Raw genomic sequence first — 20036 nt, 5'->3', positions numbered from 1 at the left:
AACCCGGCCAGCACGGCATCCGCCACCACGCCCCGCCCACGATCAGGCTCGCCAACCCCATGAAACCCCAGACCGCAGCTTGATCAACTTAGCGGAAATGGCATTGGGACCAGCCCGGTCCTGGCCCACGACGCCAGCAGCGGCCGGCCGGCCTTCTTCCCCTCGTAGGTATAGGCCACGCCGCGCTTCGTGCGGCCGAAGACCTCGACGTCCGAGGAGTCCAGGTCCAGCGTCGGCCGACCCGTGACCAGCTCGGCCCGGCGCTGCGCGGGTAACCGGGCCGCCAGCCTCGCCGCCGTCCGCGACGGCGCGAACGGCCCGCCGCCAGCAGCCCGCCCGCCTCGTCCAGACGCAGCCGGTCCAGCCCGGACAGCGTCGCCTGCCCTGTCAGCTGCGCCGTGGCCAACCCGACCAGCAACTCCCCGGCCGACAGTCCCCGCGCCCGCTGCTTGACCGGCCCGACCCGCTCGTCGAGCGTCTCGACGACCCCGAGCCGATCCACCAGTTCGCTCACCGCCGCCAAGCCGGCCAACCCGGTCAGCGACCGGTCCGCCGGCCCGACCCGAACCCGCAGGGCCCGTTTCCGCGGCCCGGTCGATCTGCGTAGTCTCTTCACCCGGCGGGTGCCTCTCGTCAGGACGTCATCGGTTGGTGGTGGTAACCCCGATTCTTCCTGCACGGCAGGCACCCGCTCACGTTCCAACGATCTACGAACCCCCAACATCACCAGCTACTGGCGGATCTAGGTCAGACCGTCGTGGCTATGAAAGATTCCATCGCATCGCTTACCGGCTACCCGGGAATCACCGCTGGATTCGTCGCTCGAATACGGTCGCACCAGGAGGAACTGCCGGTCTTCAGGGACTGTTAGCGGCGCGGGCCGCGGTCGCTTCGAGGATGACCGCGGGATCGGTTCTCCTCCCGGAGAATCCGGTGCTGGCCCACCTGACGTACCGCGGCCTGGTCGATAGGGGAAGCCGGGTCGTTTCGCGACGACACCCTCCAGTCCGGCGGCGCCGGCTGCCAAGATCTCCTGGATCGCCCCACCAGCTCCTCCGGCGGGCTCAGTTCTCTCCGGCCGGTCAGGCCTGCCAGCATGGCCCGCTGTTCGAAGCGGGGCAGCCCGGTCGTCTGGTGCCCATCTTCGCCTGCTTCGACCAGGTGTCCGATGATGCCGCTGAGTGCCGGTTCTGCGCCGAGGTGTAGAAATGCGCGGTCTGCCCAGGACAGTCCCGGTGCGTACTCCTCGGCCGTGAAGGCGGTGGCGCGGGTGCCCCGGGCTCCGGAATCGGGGGGTTATGCCGGACTCATCCGCTCTTGATGTCCTGATCGGGCTCGCGCTGCTCTTTGCCGCGTTCAGCCTCGCCGTCTCCCGGATCAACGAGGCCGTGCTCGCTCTGTTCCGCTACCCGGGGCGCCAGCTGGAGGCCGAGCTGCGACGGCTGCTCGGCGGTGACCGGCCCGCCGAACCGTCCGATCCGGGGGCGGACCCGCCCGCGGATCGTCCGGACCTCGTCGCCGAACTGTTGGGCGGGCCGCTTTTGGCCATGCGCGCCACCGGCCGCGACACCTCCCTGCCGGCTATGGCCGACCATCCGCCGGTTTCCGGGACCTGGGGCTCGGTGCGCCGCGCGCACACACTGCGGTTGCCGTCCTACCTGCCGTCCACCGCCTTCGCTCAGGCGCTGCTGGACCGGGTCGACCCGCCCGCCCGGGCCATGCTGTCCCAGCTCCGCCCGGACACCCTGCCCGACCACGTCTCCGACGAGGCCAGGGCCGTGTACCGGCGGGCCTACGACGGTGCCCGGCATGTGGCCCTCGAGGAGAGGTCCGCCCAGGCCCTGTACGACGCGATGCCCGTGGATCACCCCACCGGGCAGGTCGTGGCCGCTGCGCTAGTCGCCGCCACCAAGGCCGGAGCCGTGGGAACGGTGGAGGACGGGCTCGCCGCGATGCCCGCTCCCCGGTGAAGACCGCGATGACCACGGCGATAGTCCAGGCCGGCGGGGACCGCGAGAAGGTCGTCCTCGAGCTGGCCCGGTGGTACGACGACGCGATGGACCGCCTGTCCGGGTGGTACAAGCGGCGCATCGCCGTCTTCCTGCTCGGCTACGCGGTCCTGCTGTCCGTCCTGTTCAACCTCGACGCGATCGGGCTCGCGCGGGCGTTCTGGCAGGACGGCACCGTGCGGCAGGCGGCCGTGACCGCGGCCCAGGCCGAGGTGGGTTCATCCGGCGAGGCGGCCGGGGGCTCCGCCGGGGATTCCGCCTCCGGCACCCGCCTCACCTCCGACCAGCCCACGGTGGGGGACGCCACGGAACAGATGATCAAGACGGTGCGCGACGCCTCGGGGCTCGCCTTCCCGATCGGCTGGGTCCACAACTCCGCGGGCCGCGACGACCCACGGGAGGTTCCCGACTCCGTCGAGGGCTGGCTCCTGAAAATCGCCGGCATCGCGATCGCCTGCTTCGCGTTCACCGCCGGCGCCCCCCTTCTGGTTCGACCTGCTTGGCAGACTGGTGAACATGCGCGCCACCGGCCCCAAACCCCGGGCCGCCAACGGATAGATCAGGACTCTTCCGTCGGCGGGCCGGCTGGTGGCCGTGGTGGCCGAGTTGTGGGGAGCAAGGCACGGTCCAGGGACCGCAGACCGTGCTCAGGTCCCCCAAATTCGCCAGCCGGCACTGGCACTGGCACCGGCACCGGGTGGATGCCGAGCTGGTCGAGACGCCGCACCAGCGCGTCCAGGGTCGGCCGGGGATGCCGGTAGAACTCCGAGCCGCGGATCCGGAAGAACGTCCAGCCGAGCCGTTCCAGGATCCGCTGGCGGCGCAGATCCGCCTCCCACTGGTCGGGCCCGTGGAAACGGTCACCGTCGCACTCGACCGCGAGGCGGGGGCCGCAGCGCCCCACATCCCCAGTGGCGGCTCCTGCGGCGGCGGCTCGCTTGGCGGTGGCTCCTTCGGTGACGGCTTGTTCGGCGGTGGCTCGCGCGGCGGCGACCCCCTCGGCGACCCCCTCGGCGACCAGGTCGATCCGGTAGCGCCCGACCGGATGCTGGGGGCGAACCCGGTAGCCGCGGGCGAGGAGCTCGCGCAGCGATCGGCCAGATCCGCGTCGAGCCGTCCGGTCTGCCCGGCGTACATGTACTCGATCAGCTGGCGCCGCACATCGTCGTCGCGCAGCGTGGCCGGGTCGACGCTGTGGAACACCCACATCTGGTTGCGGGCGCGGCTCGCGGCCACGTTGACCCGTTGCTGGTCACGGCGGCGGGTGGCGGCCGAGCGGTTGTCGTCCGCGACGACGGAGATGAAGATGACGTCCCGTTCGTCGCCCTGGAACTGGTACGGGTCGCCGACCCGCAGGTCGCGGCGGGAGAACTCGCGCTCCCCGAGCCGTTCGACCAGGGTGTGTTCGATGAGGCGGGGCTGGCCGGCGCCGAGCAGGGTGACCACGCCCATGCTCATCCCCTCGTAGGCCGGGTCGGCGCAGCAGGCGAGGACCCGCTCGACAAGGGCCTGCGCCTCCGCCGGGTTCGCGTCGCCGAAGCGGGTCTGCGACCGGGCGCCCCCGGGGACCCGGACCGGTCGCAGCGGCGCGCCGATGGCGAGCTCCGGATCCTCCCGCAACGGCAGGATCTGCTGGTCGTAGAAGCGGTTGGAGAAGCCGATGATGTCGGGCAGGCAGCGGAAGTGTTCCTTGAGCACGATGGTGCGCGGGAAGACCCGGGCCGCGGTGTCGTAGAGACTCGCCTCCACGTCGAGCAGCGAACGCTGGGCGACGTCGGGCAGGTGCGCGTCCATAAGGGCATGCACCTTGGCCCGTTCGATGCCGACGGCCTTGCGGCCCAGGCTCAGCACGCCGAGGGCCAGTAGGTCGCACTGGCTGGACTCGTCCACGATGACCACGTCGAACAGGTCGTCGGCGCCCGGCTCGAAGCTCTCCATCACCCGGTGCGTCGGCATGATCCACACCGGTACGGCGCCCATCGCCGCCCGCATGTGGGCCCGGGCCTCGGCGCGCCACCGCGGGGCGTACTTCCCGGTGCCCTTCCCGATCCGGTCGAGTGCCTGCACCCAGCCGGTCAGCGCCCGGCGCTGGGAATCGCCGAGCCGGATCGCCAGGCCCAGCCGGGCGGAGCGACGCGCGGTCTCCAGCACCAGGGCGCGCACGTGCCGCGAGGCGTCGGCGAGCTGACGGCCGAGCGTGGTGAGGTCGCCGTCGGCGTGCAGGTCGTCGAGCCAGGTCTGGGCTTGGCGCCAGCGCCACGCCTCGCCGGCCCGCACCGGATCGCCGGCCCGCATTGGATCACCGGCCTGCACCGGATCACCGCAGCCCGACGGGTCACCCTGCCCGGTGAGGATGGCGTCGGTCCACAGCGGCGCGACCGCGCGCGGCCGGGCCGCGAGCCGGTCCCGGCGTTCCACGTCGGGGCGCAGCGCCGCCAGCCGGGCGCTTTCGTCGAGCAGCGCCGTCCAGGCCGCCAGGTCCCGCTTGGCCAGCGCCTCGTGCAGGCCGGCCCACACCCGGCCGGCCTGCGGGCCACGGCCTCCCTCGGTGAGCGCCCGTTCCACCACGGCGAGCGCACCGACGATCTCCTTCTCGTGCCGTCGGCCGGTCGCCGCGGCAAGCAGGCCGGCGAGGTGGGAAAGCGTGTCCGGGTCGGAAGGCGCCGTCGTGACGCGATGGCCGGCGCGATGGCCGGCGGGGAAGCCGGCGGGGAAGACGGCGCGCAGCCGGGCGGACAGCTCCGGCGCCGCCCGGCGTTCCCAGTCGACGGCATCGGCGAGGCCGCCGGCGACCGCGTCGAGCCGGGTGAGGACGTCGGGTGCCGCGGGCTCGACGGCCTCGCCGCCGAGGGCGGCGGCGATCGCGGCCTGACGGGTGGCGGCGGCGGTCAGCGTCTGACGGCGGCGCACCTCTGCCTCGACGATTGCCACATCGCCCACCGTGCGTGCGACCAGCCCGTCAACGCGCACCGCGTCGTGCAGGTCCCGCAGTTCCCGCCCGCCGAGGCGGGGGATCCCCCGGCCGGCGGCGAAGCGGCCCCGCAGGTCGGCGAGCAGCCTCAGCTGGACCCGCGGGTCACCGGTGGGCAGCTCGATGGAACGGCCGAAGGTGAGGGTGGTCAGGCGGCGCAGCTCGGCGACCTCGGCGGCGAGGGCCGTGGCCTGGTCGGCCCAGAACCCGGCCTGCTCACCCGACGGCGCGCACTGCGCCCGGGCGGTGGCGAGCCAGCCGACCGACAGCCGGCGCAGCCGGTCGGCGGCGGCCCGGGTGTCCTCGACCAGGGCACGGACGCCGTCGGCACTGTCGGCATCGAGGGCGTCGAGCGCGTCGACGGACAGGCCGGCCTGTTCGAGGTCGGCGAGCCCGGCGCGGATCTCGTCGAGTTCGTCGTGCAGTCGGCCGAGGGTGACCGCGCCCGGCAGCGACGCGCCGTCCGGCAGGTCGTCCGGCAGATTGCTCGCGGCGGCCCGGGCGTCGGCGGGGGTGATCTCGCGCGCGGTCCGGTAGAGCTCGGCGAGCTCGGCCGGGCTGAGCGGAAGCGCGTGGGTGGGGTCGAGCCGGTCGGGGACGAACCCGAACTCGTCCGCGCGCTCGGCCAGCCAGCTCGCCACCTCCGGCGCGCGTTCCCGCCTGTGCGGCAGGTCGAACTCCCGCGCCTCGCTGGCCAGCAGGTCGATCATCCGCAGTTCGAGGGTGCGGGCAGTGGCGCGGGCGGCGTCCAGCTCCTCGGCGAGGGCCTTCACGGCCGCGGTCTCCCGCGCCGGGTCGACCTCGCTGACCGCCCCGGAGATCTCTACGACAGCGGCGCGCAGTTCGTCGAGGTCGGCCCGGCTCGACCCGAGCACGGCGACGGTCAGGTCGCGCAGCTCCCGCGGGATCTTGTCGCGCAGCACCGTGAGGGCTTGTTCGTCCTGCGCGGTGACGAGCACCCGCTGCCCGTGCGCCACGAGGTGGCAGATCATGTTCGCGATGGTGTGGCTCTTGCCGGTGCCGGGCGGCCCCTGCACGGTGACCCCGCGGGCGCCCGCGAGCTGCCGGGCGATTCGCTCCTGGTCGGCGTTCGTCGGCAGCGGCATCAGCAGGCGTTCACCGAGCCCCGCGGGAGAGTTGTCGTGACCGCGCCGACCACGGCCTCGATCGGCGTGGGCGCCGTCGGCCCGCTCGTCCGCGCCGAGCGCGGCGGCGACGAGCCTGTCGTCGGCGACCACGGCGGCGATGGCCTCGGGGAGCACGTCCCGTTCGGCGAGGGCGGTCCGCAGCTCTGCGTAGAACTGCGCCTGCAGAGCCGGCCGCGGCCGCACGTACACCGCCCAGGTGTCGACCAGGACGGGACTCGGCCCCGGCGGGGGCACCGGACCGGTGGTCGCGCGGGCGTCCAGCCCGAGCGGGGCGAGGATCTGGCGGTGCAGCTCGGCCCGGGCCGGGGCGTCCCACGGATCGGCCGGCGCCGTCCGCAGCCGGTCGCGCAGGGCCGACATCTCGTCCAGACCGGGGAGGCCGAGGCCATGCAGGGGCTCGGTCTCCAGGCTCGCCGGACCGTCGGGATGCAGCCGGATGACCCCGGAGTCCGGATCGACCGTCAGCACCATGCGGGTGACGAGCAGCGGATGGATGATCGTCGCGTCGCCGACCCGCCAGCACAGCACCGAGTGCCCCCAGGCCAGCTCCACGGTCGCGGCCTCGCGCTGCAGCCGCAGGCGCAGGTCGAACAGGCGCTGGTAGAGGGCGCGCGCGTCGCGGGCGGCGCGTGCCCCGGGCGCCCACGGCCGTCACACCTGACGCACCCAGGCGTCGAGCAGGGCGACGGCGCCCGGCGGAGCGTCCCGCTCCTCGCCCGGGACGCCGGGAGCGGGAGGCTCGCGCTCCCTGGTCCGCTCGACGGCCTCCGCGTCCAGGAGATGGGCGGGGATGGTAGGTGGGGCGTCCGGGCTCACCACCGTCCCGGCCAGGTAACGGTCGAGCGGGGGTGGCCAGCTCGGCGCGGCCGGTTGGGGTACCCGGGCGACCTCCAGCCAGCTCTCCCGCTGCGTTGTCGGGCCGAACCGGATCCCCGGATGGGACGGGACGTCAGCCGGAAGGAGCGGAGCGGGGACGTACTCGGCGAGCTGGCGACGGGGGGCACCGCGCCGTTCGGCGGCGAGCGCGGCCAGGTAGTCCAAGAGCCGAAGCGACCGGCCACGGACCTGATCACGGGCGGACATCGGGCTCCTCGGCCGGGGGCTGGGTCAGGGCGCGGCGGCGCGACGCTAGCTGCCGTCCGCGCCTCCGCCTGATCGACCTTACGACCTGTCTCCGACACAATCGCCGGCTTCCGGCTTGTCCCGCCCGGACCGCTGCCCGAGGAGGCTGCCCGGGACGGGCGGCGCGTTTCCGCCCGTGGCCACACCAACGCCGGACGAGGCCGGCGCCTGATCCGCTACCAGGGACGCACGTGGGGCGGCGGACCGTCGGCGTGTCGATCCTGTCGTCTTCTGGACACGCATAGTGACTATCGGTACCGTCCGACGTCGTCTGGTCGGGCTGCGCCGAGTCGGGTTGCTGGGGGAGAACCACCATGGGATTGCGTTCCGGCGGTGCCGCCGTGCTCACGAGCATGCTGGTTGTGCTGACCGCGGTTCCGGTCGCCGCTTCGCGCCCCGCGGATGGCCCGTCGCGTTCCGTGGCGGAAAGCTCGCGTTCCATCGACGAGGTGCCGGACCAGGTCTCGCTCCGGGCTCTCGACGGCGGCGGCGACCACGGCAGCGGCAGCGGCAGCGGTGGCGGGGACCATGGCCGTGGTGGTGATGGGGACTCCAGAGCGTCCGCCGGCACGGGTGCGTCTCGGCACCCCGCCCCGGACAGGACCGGGACGGATCCCCGCGGGAACTCGCTTTCCTATACCGGTGGGCAGATCGGCGTCCTCGCCGTACTGGCGGCGCTGTTGCTCGGTGGGGGTGCCTTCTGGCGACGCGCGCACCGGGCCGGGCTGTCCTGAGCGCGGTGACCTGCCGGCTGCCGGCCGGCGAATCTGGGGGACCTGAGCACGGTTTGCGGTCCCTGGACCGTGACTGGCTCCCCCAAATTCGGCCGCCGCGCGATGGTGGTCACTGCATAAGCTGACCGTCTCCCGGCCGTCGCGGCCGCCAACGTCGCGGGGCCTCCGGACCCGGGTACGGTCTGGTCTAGTTTGGGTTATCCGGCTCGGACGGCCTGCTCGCATCGCCCGGAGGTGTCCGCCTGGGACAAGTCGGGACGGGGTTGGCAGGTTGTTACGCCGGTTTCGCGCCTATGAAGCCATTGTTTCCGTCCGCAGGTTGCGGGTTATCCGGTCGACGGGGCCGTGGTGGGTGGTTTGGGTCGGTACTCTCGGTGTGGAGAGACCTGGGATGATCGGGGGCGTCCGTGCTCCTCTGGTCCAGGTAAGTATGAAGCGAAGTCACCGAGACTGATGTAGTGCCGATCGAGACGTGAGGGCCGGGTAACGGTGGGTGCACCAATACTGGTGGATAATGCCGATCTGGCGGTCAAGACCCTGGGGGTCTGCCGGATTGATTCCCCGCTCCTGCCGCTGCTGGGGGAGCGGCCGACGACGCAGCACTATATCGATGAGTCGGACAAGGTCCTCTACGACGACACTGCCCTGATGATCTCTTCGCGTGGTGTCGCGCTCGACGACCTGCCCGGATTCGAGCCGGCCGGGCCGCGCCGGAAGATCTACTTTGACCCGTCGAAGACCCGGGTGGGCATCGTCACCTGTGGTGGGCTCTGCCCCGGGTTGAACAACGTGATCCGCGGTCTGGTGCTGGAGCTGACCTCGCACTACCGGGTTCGGCGGATCTTCGGGTTCCGTAACGGGTACCAGGGCTTCATCGCCCGCTACGGCCACGACGTCGTCGATCTCACCCCGGAGAGCGTCGCCAACATCGACGACGACGGCGGGACGATCCTCGGCAGTTCCCGCGGTCAGCAGGATCCCGCCGAGATCGTCGACTGCCTCTCCCGGATGAACATCAACATCCTGTTTGTCATCGGTGGTGACGGCACCCTGCGCGGGGCCGGGCAGATCGCCCGGGAGGCCGAGACGCGCGGGGAGAAGATCGCCGTGGTCGGCATCCCGAAAACGATCGACAATGACATCCCCTACATCGACCAGAGCTTCGGCTTCCAGACGGCCTTCGGCAAGGCCGCGGAGTCCATCCGGGTCGCGCACGCCGAGGCGACGTCCGCGCCCGGCGGGCTCGGCGTGGTCCGGCTCATGGGCCGCCACTCGGGATTCATCGCCTGCTATGCGACGCTGGCGAAGAGTAACGCGGACGTGGTGCTCATCCCGGAGCTGCCGTTCAAGCTGGAGGGCGACGGCGGCCTGCTGAACTACGTGCGTCGCCGGGTGGCCGAGCGCGGCCACGCCGTCGTCGTCGTCGCCGAGGGTGCCGGCCAGGAGCTCGTTGTCGGCCAGCCGGAGAGCACCGACGCGTCCGGGAACCGCAAGCTGCACGACATCGGCCCGGAGCTCTCCCGCCGGATCAAGGAGTACTTCGACGCCGAGGGTATCGAGCTCAACCTGAAGTACATCGATCCCAGCTATGTGATCCGCAGCGTGCCGGCGAACCCGTACGACAGCGTCTACACGATCCGGCTCGCCCACGCGGCCGTGCATGCCGCGATGTCCGGCCGCACGGAGATGGTCGTCGGCCGCTGGCGGCGGCGGTTCATCCACATCCCGATCCCGCTCGCGATCAGCCAGCGCAACCAGGTCGACCCGGCCGGCGATCTGTGGATGTCCGTCCTCGAGGCGACCGGCCAGCCGCCCCGCTTCGAATAGCCGAGTAGCCAGCCCCCCTCTCTTGCCTTTCCAGAGGGATAAAAGGGACGTCGAAGCCTCTGGACAGGCAAGGTTCCCGGTGTGGCCGTGCGTGTCCACAAGGACGAATCGGGCCCGGGGCCTCTGGACAGACACCCACCGGAACAGCCCACGGTGTGCCGCGGTCAGGCCGGGCCAGGCCGGGTCAGGCCAGGCGGCGGATCCACCAGAAGCAGAAGCCGGTCCGTCATGCCGGACGGTGGGCGCCGATCACCGTAGGGTACGTCGACAGACGCACCCGGCCCGCCGCGCCCGACCTGGATGTGCTGGCCGGACACTGTTCGGACCTGGCGGGTAGGAGGGCAGGGAGTACGTGGAGGTCTTCCAGACTCATCGGAGCCTGATCGAGGACTATGCGGCCTTCACCGACTCCCTCGTCGAGGTTCGCGACGAGAAGATCAGAGATTATCTCGAGCAAGAGCGGGCGGCGAAGGTCCGCTGGCCTGACCCGTGGATCTCGCTCAACCCTGCGTTCGCCTCCGGCGGCACGGTCGACGAACTGGTCGGCACGGGCCTGCTGCACCCCGACTGCGGCAGATTCTTCCGGATCAAGAGGGATGCCGACGATCCCGGCAGGCGGTCGCTGACGCTGTATCGGCACCAACGGGAAGCCATCGAGGCGGCCCGGGACGGCGGCAGCTATGTGCTCACCACCGGCACGGGATCCGGTAAAAGCCTTTCCTACATCGTTCCGGTCGTGGATTCCGTCCTCCGTGACCCCCGCCCGAACCACATCTCGGCGATCGTGGTCTACCCCATGAACGCGCTGGCGAACAGCCAGCTCCACGAGTTGCAGAAGTATCTCGAATGGGGAATACCCGTGGATGGCCGGTCGGTCACCTTCGACCGGTACACCGGGCAGGAATCGGCCGAGCCCCGGCAGCGGATCCTGGATCGGCGCCCCGACATACTGCTGACGAACTACGTGATGCTCGAGTATATCCTCACCCGGCCGCACGAGCGCCAGGCTCTGATCGGGGCAGCCGCCGGCCTTCGTTTCCTCGTCCTCGACGAACTACATACCTACCGCGGCCGTCAGGGTGCTGACGTCGCACTGCTCACCCGACGGGTACGGGACGCGTGCGAAGCACCGGACATGCAGTGTGTCGGTACCTCGGCCACCATGTCGAGAAAGGCGTCCTTCGAGGAGATGCGCCGCGAGGTCGCCGTCGTGGCGGGTCGGTTGTTCGGCGCGGAGGTTCGGCCCGACCGGATCATCGGTGAGACGCTCGAACGCGCGACGGCGTGGCGACCGGTCAGTGACGTGGAGTTGCGGGCCCGGGTCATCGATGCCGAGCCGCCGGTGCGGGTCGGTGAGCAGGTACCGCTCGACCCAACCGGCGCGCCACCGCCGAGCGGGGGCCGGCCCCAGCCCTTTGCGCGGCTCGCGGGCGATCCGCTGGCGATCTGGGTCGAGGACACCTTCGGTCTGGCTCTCGGTCCCGGAGACCGGCTGGTGCGGGAGGACCCGACGACCCTGGCCGCTGCCGCCGAGAAGCTCGCCGAGCGGACGGATCTCCCGGTGGAAACCTGTGCCGGCGCCATTCAGGCCATGCTCGTCGAGGGCGCGGCGATGCGTCATCCGGAGCACGGCAGACCGTTGTTCGCCTTTCGCCTGCACCAGTTCCTCTCCAAGGGGGACACGGTCCACGTCAGCCTGGAACCGACGATGGTCCGGTATATTACCAGTCAATACCAGGTGAGTGTGCCCGGATCGCGGGACAAGGTACTGCTGCCGCTGGCCTTCTGTCGTGAATGTGGCCAGGAATATCTCGTCGTCGCGCGCAGCTAGGGACGCCCCTCGCCGCTATACCGCCCGCCGGGAGTCGGTCGCGGTTGAAAGTGAAGCCGATCTCGGCTATCTCTATGTGAGCGAGGATCATCCCTGGCCTGCCGATCCCATTGCCGAAGGGCGTTTTCCGGACACCTGGTTCGACGCTGACGAGCACGGGCACTCGTTCGTCCTGCCAAGACTCGCCGATCAGGTGCCGCGCCGGGTCCGGGTGACGGCGGACGGCAGCGAGGTCGAGACGGACGGCGAGCACACCGTGTTCCTTCGTGACATGTCTGGTTCGGTGGCGTCCGGTTCCGCGGCGTCCGGTTCGGTGGCGTCTGGTTCCGTGGCGTCCGAGCCGATGACGGCCTGGTTCATCCCGGCGCCGTTCCGGTTCTGCCTGCGCTGCCGGGTCTCGTACGAGCAGCTGCGGGCCCAGGACTTCGCCAAGCTGGCCTCGTTCGCCGCCAAGGGCCGCAGCTCGGCCGTGTCGTTGGTCAGCACCAGCATCGTGCGTAACCTGCGGCGCCAGAAGGCGTTGGACTCCCGGGCCAAGAAGCTGCTCACCTTCGTCGATAACCGCCAGGACGCGAGCCTGCAGGCCGGGCATCTCAACGACTTCGTGCAGGTCACCCAGCTACGCGGCGCGCTGTACCGGGCCGCGCGCGCGGCGGGCCCCGCCGGCCTGCGGTTCGACTCGGTTGCCGAGCGTGTCACCGATGCGCTGGACCTGCCGATGCGGTCGTTCTCCGCGATCGAGGAGCCGGTGTTCAGCCAGCGCGACAACGTGCTGCGGGCGCTGCGGGCGGCGATCGGGTACCGCGTCTACGCCGACCTCGAACGAGGTTGGCGGGTGACCATGCCGAACCTCGAGCAGACCGGCCTCATCACCTTCGACTACGTGGACCTGGACGAGATCGCTCAGCACCAGGCGTCGTGGGCGACAACCCATGCCCTGCTGCGCGACGACGATCCCGAGCACCGGGCGCTGCTCGCCCGCATCCTGCTGGACGAGATGCGCCGGGCGCTCGCCGTCGACGTCGACGCCCTCACCCAGCCTGGCCACGAGCGCATCGTCCAGACAGCCGACCATCTGCTCCGCGGGGTCTGGGCGGTGTCGGGGGACGAGCCGCGGGTGCTCGAACGCACCGCCTACCCGTTCCCGGGCGGCCGGGGAGGCACGCGGGACGCCATACACGTCACCGGTCGTGGTGCGTTCGGCCGCTACCTGCGCCGACCGCACGAGTTCCCGCGCCACCGTGGCCGGATCCGGACGGACGACGCCGAGGCCGTGATCCACGACCTGTTCACGGTGCTGGAGCGCCATGGCCTGATCGGGCAGGTGATGGTCACCGGGCCGGCCCGCGGCGGCGCGCGGGCTTACGCGCGGGCTCAACGGGGCCCGGCGGGCTACCGGGTGAAGGCGTCGGCGCTCATCTGGCGGGCCGGGAGCGGTCGACGTGGCGCGGAGGACCCGCTGCGCCGCGTGGTCGACGACACCGTCGGCGCACGGGTCAACCCGTTCTTCCGCGATCTGTACTCGCACGCCGCCGCGGAGCTCGCCGGCATCGTCGCCCGCGAGCACACCGCCCAGGTCCGGGCCCAGCAGCGGCAGGACCGGGAGGAGGCGTTCCGCCGCGGGGGCGACCCGGCCGAGGGCGGGCTGCCCCCGCTCTACTGCTCGCCGACGATGGAGCTCGGCGTCGACATCGCGGACCTCAACGCCGTCATGATGCGCAACGTCCCCCCGACCCCGGCCACCTACGCGCAGCGTTCGGGCCGGGCCGGGCGCAGCGGCCAGCCGGCGCTCGTGACGACCTACTGTTCCACCGGCAGCGCGCACGACCAGTACTACTTCCGCCGGTCGAAGCTGATGGTCGCCGGTCGCGTGACCCTGCCCCGGCTCGACCTCGCGAACGAGGATCTGGTCCGTTCGCACGTGCATGCCATCTGGCTCGCCGAGAGCGGCGCGAGCCTGCACCGCGGCCTCACCAACGTCCTCGATACCGCCGAGGGCCCACGCGGCGAGCTGCCACTGCCGATCCGGGAGGATCTTGCCGCTTACCTGGACGACCCCGCCGTGCGGGCCCGCACGGTGCGGCGGGCCGAGGCGGTGCTCGCCGAGGAGATGAAGAACAGCCCCTGGTGGTACGACCGGTGGATACCCAACGTCGTGAACGGGGCGTTCCTTGCGTTCGACGGAGCGTGCGACCGGTGGCGGGCGATGTACCGGCAGGCGATCGCCGACCAGCGGGAGCAGAACCGCCGGGTGCTCGACCGGTTCACCCAGTCGAAGGCACGGGCGGCCGCGCGCCGACGTCGGTACGAGGCCGAGCAGCGCCTGCACCTGCTCACCAACGACTCCCCCGACCAGCAGCTCTTCAGTGATTTCTACTCCTACCGCTACTTCGCCTCCGAGGGTTTCCTACCGGGTTATTCCTTCCCCCGGCTGCCGTTGGCCGCCTACATTCCCGGCAGCCGGCGGGGCGACGGGTCCTACATCCAACGGCCCCGGTTCATCGCGGTCGGCGAGTTCGGCCCGGGTGCGCTGATCTATCACGAGGGTGGGCGGTACCAGGTCGCCAGCGTCCAGGTCCCCGGCTCGGAGCACGGCGTCCCCGGATCGGTGGCGACGATCGAGGCACGGCTGTGCGAGTCCTGCGGCTACTGGCATCATCGCGACGTGGCCGTGAACCGGTGCGAGGAGTATGGCGCGGTGCTGGGCGGCGGCCGGGCCGGGCTCATGTACCTGCAGACGGTGACCACCACCCATCGCCGACGGATCTCCTCCGACGAGGAGGAGCGCCGCCGGGCCGGTTTCGACCTGCTCACCACCTTCCGGTTCAGCCGGCACGGGGTCCGGCCGGGACGGCTCGCCGCAGACGTGCGCGGCCCGGATGGGGAGGACCTCGCCGAGTTCGTCTACGGCGATACCGCGACGATCCGGATCATCAACCAGGGCCTGCGGCGGCGGGCGGACAAGAACGACGTCGGCTACTGGCTCGACACCGTCAACGGCCGGTGGCTGAATGAGAGACGGGCCGGCGAGCTCCGGGCCGGGGATCTCACGGAGGAGGAGTCCGGTCTCGACGAGTTCGCCGACGACCCGCGGGCCCGCAAAATCATCCCGTACGTGGAGGACCGGCGCAACATCGCCGTCGTCCGGCTCGCCCGGCCGGTCTCCGACGAGGTGGCGACCTCGGTGCGGTACGCGCTCGAACGCGGCATCGAGGCGCTGTTCCAGCTCGAGGACGCGGAGCTGGAGTCCCAGCGGCTGCCCGACCCGGACGGCCGGGGCCGGATGCTCTTCGTCGAGAGCGCGGAGGGCGGCGCGGGCGTGCTGCGCCGCCTGCATGACGAGCCGGAGGCGCTGGCGGAGGAGGCGCTGCGCATCGTCCATTTCGATCCGAAGACCGGGGAGGACACCGACCGGGCGCCGGGCGCCCGGGAGCGCTGCGAACGGGGCTGCTACGACTGCCTGCTCTCCTATGACAATCAGTCCGACCATACCGTCATCGATCGACATGCCGCGGTCGAGCCCCTTCGTGCCCTGATGGCGGCCCGTACCGAGCCACGGCACGGCCACGCGGGCGGCGCGGAGGGGCACGCCGAGGCGTTGCGCGAGCGGGCGGGGTCGGGGTTGGAGCGGCAACTTGTAACATTCCTCCGCGAAGAGGGTTATCGGTTACCTGACGCGACGCAAATGCTTGTATCGGACGCGGCGGCGCGGCCGGACTTCGTCTACCGGCTGCCGTCGGGGGCGGTGGCCGTGTTCGTCGACGGTCCGCACCATGACGCCGCCGACGCGGCCGCGCGGGACGCCGACGCCGAGGACCGGCTGGCCGACCTGGGGTGGCTGGTCGTCCGGTTCCGGTATGACGCGGAGTGGGGGAAGATCGTGGCGCACTACCCGAACGTGTTCGGCCGCGGGCGGCGCGGCTGATGGCGGCCGTCTCGACGCCGCGCCACCCCACCCCGACCGGCGCCACCCCGACCCGCGACTTCGAGCCGGGGTCGCTGGTGAAGGCCCGCGGGCGCGAATGGGTGGTCCTGCCCGGCGACGACCCGAATTCCCTCGTCGTGCGGCCGCTCGGTGGGGACGAGGAGTACGTCACCGGGCTGTTCCGGGACGAGGCGACGTCCGTGGGTTTCCCGCCGCCGGATCCGGCGGCGGCCGGCGACCACCGTTCCATCTCCATCCTGGCTACCGCGTTGCGGCTCGGCTTCACCGCGAGCGCCGGCCCGCTGCGCTCGCTCGCCGCCGTCGCGGTCACCCCCCGGCAGTACCAGCTCGTCCCGCTGCTCCTCGCGCTGCGCCAGGACCCGGTCCGCCTGCTCATCGGCGACGACGTCGGGATCGGCAAGACGATGGAGGCGGCTCTCATCGCCAAGGAGCTGCTGGTGCAGGGGGACGCCACCGGGCTGACGGTGCTCTGCCCACCCGCGCTCGCCGAACAGTGGCGGGCGGAGCTGGCCGACAAGTTCGCCATCGAGGCCGAGCTGGTCCTGACGTCCACGGTCGCCGGCCTGGAGCGCCGGGCGGGCGGAGTATCCATCTTCGAACACTTCCCGTTCACGATCGTCTCGACGGACTTCATCAAGACGGATGAGCGCCGGACGCTGTTCGCGCGGTCCTGCCCGGACCTGGTGATCGTCGACGAGGCGCACACCTGCGTCCCGGCGGCCGGCAGCGCGTCCGGCAGCGCGTCCAGCAGCGCCGGGCAGAAGCGCTACGACCTGCTGCGCGGCATCGCCGACCGTCCCACGAAACAGGGCCGCCCCCGCCACCTCCTGCTGGTCACCGCCACGCCCCACTCCGGTAAGCAGGACGCGTTCCGGGATCTGCTCAGCCCGCGGCTCGCGCTGCTCGATCTGGACACCGTGCGTGGCCGGGAGGAGCTCGCCCGGCACGTCGTGCAGCGCCGCCGCCGCGATATCCGCCGCTATCAAGGGCAGGACACCCCCTTCCCGGAGGATCGCCAGTACCGCGACGTGGGGTACCGGATGAGCGCGGCCTACTCCGGGTTCCACGACGAGGTGCTCGCCTTCGCCCGGGAGACGGTCACGAATCCCGACGGGGAGCGGACCCGCCGGGTGCGGTGGTGGTCGGCGCTGGCCCTGCTGCGATCGGTGGCGTCCTCGCCGGCTGCGGCGGCGGCGACCTTCACCGCGCGGTCGGTCACCGCCGCCGCCGGATCGGCGGCCGAGGCGGACGCGCTGGGCCGCCCCGGCACCTACGACCTGATCGAGGCCGAGGCGATCGACGGGCTGGACGTCGCCCCCGGTGCGCTCGACGACACCCTCTCCGCCGGGGTGCGGGCGACATTCGCGAGGCTGGCCGGTCGGGCCAAGGAGCTGGAGCTGGCGGGGAAGGAACACGACGCCAAGCTGACGACGTTGATCAAAGAGATCAAGGGTCTGCAGGCCGACGGGTACGACCCGATCGTGTTCTGCCGCTACCTCCCGACGGCGGAATACATCGGCAGGCATCTCACGGCGACGTTCGGGAAGAAGGCGACGGTCGAGACCGTCACCGGCGAGCTGCCCCACGCGGCGCGGGCCGTCCGCATCGAGAGGCCCACCGCCACCCCGGGCCGGCACATTCTCGTCGCTACCGACTGTCTGTCCGAGGGCATCAACCTCCAGGAGAGCTTCCAGGCGGTGATCCATTACGATCTGGCCTGGAATCCGACCCGCCACGAGCAGCGCGAGGGCCGGGTCGACCGGTTCGGCCAGCGGAAGTCGTACGTCCGCGCGGTCACCCTGTACGGCGCGGACAACGGCATCGACGGTCTCGTGCTGGACGTCCTGCTGCGCAAGCACCGCCGGATCGCCCGCGATACCGGGGTGACGGTCCCGGTTCCCGACAACGCCGAGAGCCTGCTCATCGCCATGCTTGAAGGGCTGGTCCTGCGCCGCAAGGACGGCGAGCAGCTCACCCTCGATCTCGACGTCGTCCGGACCGACGACGAGGTGACCGACGAGTGGCACAGCGCCGCCAAGCGGGAGTCCCGGACGCTGACGAAGTACGCCCACAGCGGAGTCGACCTGGACGAGGTGCAGGGCGTGCTGGACGACGTGCGGGAAGCCCTCGGCAGCCAGGCCGACGTCCGCCGGTTCGTCCTGAACACCCTCGACGAGCTGGGCGTGAAGGTGGTTCCGACGGAGACCTCGGACGGTCTCGTCGCCGACGTGACCGGGCTGGACCCCCTCTACACCGACGCCCTGCGCGTGCCGCCGGGCGGCGCGGGCCGGCTGGTTCTGCACGACGACCTGCCGGTTCCGCCCGGCCATCGGGTCCTGGTGCGGACCGACCCGGCGGTCACGGGGCTCGCCCGCGCGGTGCTGGAGGAGGCGCTGGACGACCGGACCGGGGTGATCGCCCCGCTGGATGATCCCGGGCCCGCGGGGGCGGGCGCTCCCGCGGACCCGGCGGGTGGTGCGGTGCGGCGCCCGCCGGGGGCGCGCTGCGGGGTGTTCCGCACCTCCGCGGTGGCCACGCGCACGGTGGTGCTCCTCGTGCGTTACCGGTTCCATCTGACGCTGCCCGGCGCGGCGAAGACCGTCGACACCGTGGCCGAGGACGCGCGTCTGGTCGGCTACCGTGGCCGCGGGGAGAACCGCGAGTGGCTGACGCCGCCCGACATCGACCGGCTGTTCGCCGTCGACCCGGAGAACGCCCTGCCCGAGTTCGTTCGCCGGCAGGCGGAACGCGCCATCACCGAGCTCGCCGACGTCGCGCCTGAGCTGGACGCACAGGGCGAGCGGCTCGCCGAGGCGCTGCGCGAGGCCCACCTGCGGGCCCGGGAGGTCGCCGGGCTGCGCCGCCGCCGCGGGCTCACCGTCACCCCGCACGACCGGGCCGACGTCCTCGGGGTCTACGTCTACCTGCCGGCCGGGGCCGGCTCATGACACTGAGAATCGGGGACGTCGAGCTCCTCTCCGTCAGCCTCGAAGGCAGCCTGTTCACCCGGGACCTGGTGCGGCGGGTCAGGGACGCCGACCCGGAACTCGCCGGCACGCGCGCCGAGGACTATCACCTGGCGGCCGGGGAACGGCTCGGCGACGCGGCCAGCCGCCACTGGGCGTACCTGCTCGGGGCGTACCGCACCTTCCGCGCGAGGCTCGCCGCCGAGGAGCGGTCGGCGACCGCGGGTGCGGCGGTGGGCGCGGCGGCGGGCCCGCGGACGACGGGGAGGACGGGGACCACGCTGACCCGTGAGCTGTGGTTGCAGGTCCTGCTGGGCGAGTTGGGCTACGGCCGCGTCGCGCACGTGCGCCACCTCGGCGAGGACGATGCCATCAGCCACGAGTGGCGGCACGTTCCCGTCCACCTCGCCGCCTGGAACCGCGATCTGGACCAGCGGCTGGGGCCGGCGAAGAGCGACCGGGCCCCGCAGCGCATGATGCAGGCGTTCCTCAACCGGCACGACGACCGGCTGTGGGGGATCCTTTCCAACGGCCGGAAGCTGCGGATCCTGCGGGAGTCGGCGGCCCTGGTCGGCCACTCCTACCTGGAGTTCGATCTCGAAGCCATTTTCGACGGCGAGCTGTACTCCGATTTCGAGGTGCTCTTCGCCTTCGCGCACGCCTCGCGGTTCGAGGCGCCCGATCGGGCGGCCGCGGCGCCGACGAACCCGGCGGACTGCTGGCTGGAACGCTGGCACACCTATGCGGCGGCCGCGGGCATCGTCGCCGGGGACAAGCTGCGGGACAACGTCGTGCGGGCCATGGCGGAGCTGGGCACCGGTTTCCTGGAGGCCAACCCCGGGCTGCGCGCGATGCTGGCGGCAGGCCGTCAGCACGGCGGGCTGACTCCCGACGAGTTCCGCCACGAACTGCTCCGGCTCGTGTACCAGCTGGTCTTCCTGTTCGTCATCGAGGACCGGGACGTGCTGCATCCCCGGCCTCCCGAGGAGAAACCGGACGAGACGCCGCGGCAGCGGGCCGACCGCAAGCGCCTCACGGATCAGATCATCGAGGGCCGGCGGCGGTACGCCTCCTACTTCTCCACCGCGCGGCTGCGCCGCATCGCCTCCCGGCGGCGTGGTGATCAGCATGGTGACCTGTGGCGCGGGCTCGTCCTGGTGCTGGAGGCCCTGGGCAGCGACGGCGGTCGGCCCGAGCTTGCCCTGCCGGCCCTCGGCGGGCTGTACTTCACGGGCGGCTCGGCGACCGAGCGGGGCCGGTCCGGCGAGTCAGGCGAGTCCGGTGCGGACGACCGCGAGTCCGGTGCGGACGACCGCGACGCCCGTCCCGACGAGCTGCGCCGGCTCGAACTTCCCAACCGGCGGCTGCTCGCCGCGGTGAAACTGCTCAGCCATGTCACGGATGACCGGGGCCGCCGGCAGCGGGTCGACTTCGCCCAGCTGGGCGGTGCGGAGCTCGGCAGCCCCTGAGAGCCTGTTTTTG

8 protein-coding genes and 1 pseudogene are annotated in these 20036 nt (G+C 71.8%); 7 read left to right on the top strand and 2 right to left on the bottom strand.

Annotated features, from left to right (window positions below; genetic code table 11):
• Nucleotides 1-88: 88 nt before the first annotated feature.
• Entirely contained in the window at nucleotides 89-616 is a 528-nt protein-coding gene (locus AC08OJ_RS09845) for a hypothetical protein (RefSeq protein WP_476595562.1), read from the bottom strand.
• 682 nt (nucleotides 617-1298) lie between these two features.
• Between AC08OJ_RS09845 and AC08OJ_RS09840 the strand changes: the two genes are divergently transcribed.
• Nucleotides 1299-1970, top strand: a complete 672-nt coding sequence (locus tag AC08OJ_RS09840) for a hypothetical protein (RefSeq protein ID WP_476595561.1) — start codon at nucleotides 1299-1301, stop codon at nucleotides 1968-1970.
• A 598-nt stretch (nucleotides 1971-2568) separates the two neighbouring features.
• Here AC08OJ_RS09840 and AC08OJ_RS09835 read toward each other — a convergent pair.
• Nucleotides 2569-7211 (bottom strand): annotated as a pseudogene (locus AC08OJ_RS09835) (AAA domain-containing protein).
• 353 nt (nucleotides 7212-7564) lie between these two features.
• Between AC08OJ_RS09835 and AC08OJ_RS09830 the strand changes: the two are divergent.
• From AC08OJ_RS09830 to AC08OJ_RS09805, 6 genes are all read left to right on the top strand, one after another.
• The gene (locus AC08OJ_RS09830; RefSeq protein WP_476593033.1) at nucleotides 7565-7984 is read left to right on the top strand and encodes a hypothetical protein; all 420 of its coding nucleotides are present in this window, start codon (nucleotides 7565-7567) and stop codon (nucleotides 7982-7984) included.
• Between the two features lie 489 nt (nucleotides 7985-8473).
• Nucleotides 8474-9811 (top strand): ATP-dependent 6-phosphofructokinase, encoded by a 1338-nt coding sequence (locus AC08OJ_RS09825; protein WP_476593034.1) that lies wholly within the window; start codon nucleotides 8474-8476, stop codon nucleotides 9809-9811.
• A 352-nt stretch (nucleotides 9812-10163) separates the two neighbouring features.
• Entirely contained in the window at nucleotides 10164-11642 is a 1479-nt protein-coding gene (locus AC08OJ_RS09820) for a DEAD/DEAH box helicase (protein WP_476593035.1), read from the top strand.
• Nucleotides 11602-15567 (top strand): helicase-related protein, encoded by a 3966-nt coding sequence (locus AC08OJ_RS09815; RefSeq protein WP_476595560.1) that lies wholly within the window; start codon nucleotides 11602-11604, stop codon nucleotides 15565-15567. The genes AC08OJ_RS09820 and AC08OJ_RS09815 overlap by 41 nt, the downstream gene beginning before the upstream one ends.
• Complete coding sequence (locus AC08OJ_RS09810; RefSeq protein ID WP_476595559.1) at nucleotides 15567-18536, top strand: helicase-related protein; 2970 nt, start codon at nucleotides 15567-15569, stop codon at nucleotides 18534-18536. The genes AC08OJ_RS09815 and AC08OJ_RS09810 overlap by 1 nt, the downstream gene beginning before the upstream one ends.
• Nucleotides 18533-20023 carry a hypothetical protein gene (locus AC08OJ_RS09805; protein ID WP_476595558.1) on the top strand — a complete coding sequence of 497 codons (1491 nt, stop codon included), beginning with the start codon at nucleotides 18533-18535 and terminating at the stop codon, nucleotides 20021-20023. The genes AC08OJ_RS09810 and AC08OJ_RS09805 overlap by 4 nt, the downstream gene beginning before the upstream one ends.
• Nucleotides 20024-20036 lie beyond the last annotated feature (13 nt).

Source organism: Frankia sp. CgKIO3, from assembly GCF_977946435.1.
Note: the sequence above shows the minus strand (reverse complement) of the source record. Positions and strands in the feature narration are given on the sequence as shown.